The 3,439-nt window shown below is 70.0% G+C and carries 4 protein-coding genes; all 4 read left to right on the top strand.

What is annotated here, in order from left to right:
- Nucleotides 1-364 (top strand): TOBE domain-containing protein (locus ACPYOM_RS21345; protein WP_481347492.1); only part of this gene is annotated, 364 nt, incomplete at its 5' end.
- The gene (locus ACPYOM_RS21340; protein WP_481347491.1) at nucleotides 357-1,295 is read left to right on the top strand and encodes an ABC transporter permease; all 939 of its coding nucleotides are present in this window, start codon (nucleotides 357-359) and stop codon (nucleotides 1,293-1,295) included. The genes ACPYOM_RS21345 and ACPYOM_RS21340, both read left to right, overlap by 8 nt.
- On the top strand, nucleotides 1,295-2,089 hold the full coding sequence (locus ACPYOM_RS21335; RefSeq protein WP_481341302.1) for an ABC transporter permease: 795 nt from the start codon (nucleotides 1,295-1,297) through the stop codon (nucleotides 2,087-2,089). The genes ACPYOM_RS21340 and ACPYOM_RS21335 overlap by 1 nt, the downstream gene beginning before the upstream one ends.
- Before the next feature lie 6 nt (nucleotides 2,090-2,095).
- Nucleotides 2,096-3,343: a saccharopine dehydrogenase family protein gene (locus ACPYOM_RS21330; protein WP_481347490.1), complete on the top strand. Its 1,248-nt coding sequence runs from the start codon at nucleotides 2,096-2,098 to the stop codon at nucleotides 3,341-3,343.
- Nucleotides 3,344-3,439 lie beyond the last annotated feature (96 nt).

Raw genomic sequence — 3,439 nt, 5'->3', positions numbered from 1 at the left:
CGCCGGGACCGTTCGGGTCCGCAGCCACGAGGCCGAGCTCGAGGTCGCCCGTGCCCACCTGCCCGACGGCCAGGGCGACGTGTGGCTGGGCGTCCGTCCGGAGAAGCTGCGCCTCGGTGAGTCCGGCGGCCCCAACCGTCTGCGGGGCGTCGTGCGCGACGTGTCGTTCACGGGTGTCGCGACGCAGTACTCGGTGCAGATGCCCTGGGGCCAGGAGCTGACCGTCGTGCAGCAGAACGACGGCACGTCCCGGGCCACGCTCGGGGAGAACGTCACGATCTCCTGGGCCGCCGAGCACGGGTTCGCCCTGGACGCCTCGCAGGATGCCGAGGCCGGCGCGGAGCTGGTGGACGAGCGTGGCTGAGCAGGCCGTCCTGCCGTCCGCGACGGCGCACCCACCCGGACCGGCCGCAGCCCTCGAGGCGCCGCGTCGCCGACGCAACTGGGTGCCGTACGCGCTGCTGCTGCCCGGGCTGCTGTGGCTCGTCGTCTTCTTCGTCGCACCGATGGCCACGCTGGCGTCGCAGTCGCTCCAGGAGGGCAACGTCGACGACGGCTACGTGTTCACCGGGAACATCGGCATCTACGCCGACGCCTTCGGCCAGTACTGGCCGCAGATGCTGCGCTCGCTGCTCTACGCGGGCGCGGCCACGCTGCTGGCGCTGCTCATGGGCTACCCGCTCGCCTACTTCATCGCGCAGAAGGCCGGCCGCGGGAAGAACCTCGTGCTCGTCCTCGTGGTCGCGCCGTTCTTCACCAGCTTCCTCATCCGGACGCTCGCCTGGCGCACCATCCTGTCCGACGACGGTTGGGTGACGCCGCTGGCCCGCGCGCTGCACGTCACCGACCTGCTCAAGGCCGTCGGGCTGACGAACAACGACTCCCTGCTCTACTCGCAGTTCGGCGTCATCATGGGCCTGACGTACAACTTCCTGCCCTTCATGATCCTGCCGCTCTACACCTCGCTCGAGCGGCTCGACCCACGGCTGCTCGAGGCGGCGGGCGACCTGTACGCCTCGCCGTGGCAGACGTTCCGACGCGTCACCTGGCCGCTGTCGCTGCCCGGGGTCGTGGCCGGCACGCTGCTGACGTTCATCCCCGCCGCAGGCGACTTCGTCAACGCCAAGCTGCTCGGCAACACGCAGACGACGATGCTCGGCTCGGTCATCGACGCCCAGTTCCTGCGCGTCCTCGACTACCCGCTCGCCGCGGCCCTGTCGTTCATCATGCTCATCACGATCGTGACGATGGTCATGGTGTACGTCCGCCGCGCCGGCACGGAGGAGCTCCTCTGATGGCCTGGATCAGGAAGCACCTCATCGCCGTCGCCGGTCTGCTGGTGCTCGTCTACATGCTCGTGCCGAACCTCGTGGTCGCGATCTTCTCGTTCAACGAGCCCAAGGGTCGCTTCAACTACACGTTCAACGAGTTCTCGACCGACGCCTGGACGAATCCCTGTGGGGCACAGGGGATCTGCGAGTCCCTCGGCCTCAGCCTGCAGATCGGGGTCATCGCCTCGCTCGCCGCCACGGTCCTCGGCACGATGATCGCCTTCGCCCTGGGTCGGTACCGCTTCCGCGGCCGGTCGGCGACGAACCTGCTCATCTTCATGCCGATGGCCACCCCCGAGGTCGTCATGGGGTCGAGCCTCCTGACGCTCTTCCTCATGCTCGGGGTGCCGTCGGGCCGCGGCGCCATCCTCATCGCGCACATCATGTTCTGCGTCTCGTTCGTCGTCGTCGCCGTCAAGGCCCGGGTCGCCACCCTCGACCCACGGCTGGAGGAGGCGGCCGCCGACCTCGGGGCCAACCCGGTGCAGACCTTCCTGCGGGTGACGCTGCCGCTCGCGGCCCCCGGCATCGCGGCCGGTGCGCTGCTGTCGTTCTCGCTCAGCTTCGACGACTACATCATCACCAACTTCAACGCCAGCCCGAGCTCGATCACCTTCCCGATGTACGTCTGGGGGGCCTCGGCCCGTGGGGTGCCCGTGCAGGTCTACGTCGTCGGCACGCTGATGTTCCTGCTCGCGCTCGCCGTCGTCGTGGCCGGTCAGGCCGTGTCCAAGCGCCGCAACCGTCAGGTGGCCTGAGGCCGAATGCGAGTGCTCATGGTCGGTTGCGGTGGGGTCGGTGACGCCGCGGCGCGCATCGCCGCCGAGCGCGGCTTCTTCGAGCGCTGGGTCGTCGCCGACCACGACCTGACGCGTGCCGAACGCACCGTCGCGGCCGTCGTCGAGCGCCACCCGGGCGAGGCACGTTTCGTCGCGGCCCGCGTCGACGCGTCCGACTCCGATGCCGTCACGGCGCTCGCCCACGAGCACGAGGTGACCCACGTGCTCAACGCCGTCGACCCGAAGTTCGACATGCCGATCTTCCGCGCGGCCAAGGCTGCCGGAGCCGACTACCTCGACATGGCGATGAGCCTGTCGCAGCGCCATCCGGAACGGCCGTTCTCGGACACCGGGGTCAAGCTCGGCGACGAGCAGTTCGCCGAGGCGGGGGAGTGGGAGGCCGACGGGCGCCTGGCCCTCGTCGGCATCGGTGTCGAGCCCGGCCTGTCCGACGTGTTCGCCCGCTACGCCGCCGACCACCTCTTCTCCGAGATCGACGAGCTCGGCACCCGCGACGGCGCAGACCTCGTCGTCCGAGACGACGAGGGCCGCGAGATCTTCGCGCCGAGCTTCTCGATGTGGACGACGATCGAGGAGTGCCTCAACCCGCCCGTGGTCTGGGAGCGGGACCGCGGCTGGTTCACCACCGAGCCGTTCAGCGAGCCGGAGGTCTTCGACTTCCCCGAGGGCATCGGACCGGTCGAGTGCGTCAACGTCGAGCACGAGGAGGTCCTCCTCATGCCCCGGTGGGTCGAGGCCCGACGGGTGACCTTCAAGTACGGCCTCGGTGACGAGCTCATCGGCATCCTCAAGGTGCTGAACACCCTGGGGCTGGACCGCACCGACCCGGTCCGCGTCAAGGGCGTCGAGGTGTCGCCCCGCGACGTCGTCGCCGCGGTCCTGCCCGACCCGGCGACGATCGGGCCGCGGATGACCGGCAGGACGTGCGCCGGCCTCCTCGTCACCGGCACGGGCACCGACGGGCAGCCGCGCCGCACCTACCTCTACCACGTCGTCGACAACGAGCAGACGATGCGCGAGTACGGCGCCCAGTGCGTCGTGTGGCAGACGGCGGTCAACCCCGTCGTCGCCCTCGAGCTGCTCGCCCGAGGCACGTGGAAGGGCGTCGGGGTCCTCGGACCCGAGGCGTTCGACGCCGTGCCCTTCCTCGACCTGCTGGCCGCCCCGAAGCCGGTCGGCTACGGGTCCCCCTGGGGTCTCGAGGACCGCTGAGGGACCACCGCACCCCGACCAACCCACGACCGAGAACCTGTCCCGCGGGGACCTAGGCTGAGGAGCATGGCACGCGTGACAGAGCAGTCAGGGACC

Source organism: Monashia sp. HAY1-2A (genome assembly GCF_056755315.1).
Note: the sequence above shows the minus strand (reverse complement) of the source record. Positions and strands in the feature narration are given on the sequence as shown.

Excerpts from the sequence above, each read along its gene's own strand:
- ACPYOM_RS21335 (WP_481341302.1), top strand. The coding sequence starts at position 1,295 with ATGGCCTGGATCAGGAAGCACCTCATCGCCGTCGCCGGTCTGCTGGTG.
- ACPYOM_RS21330 (WP_481347490.1), top strand. The coding sequence starts at position 2,096 with ATGCGAGTGCTCATGGTCGGTTGCGGTGGGGTCGGTGACGCCGCGGCG.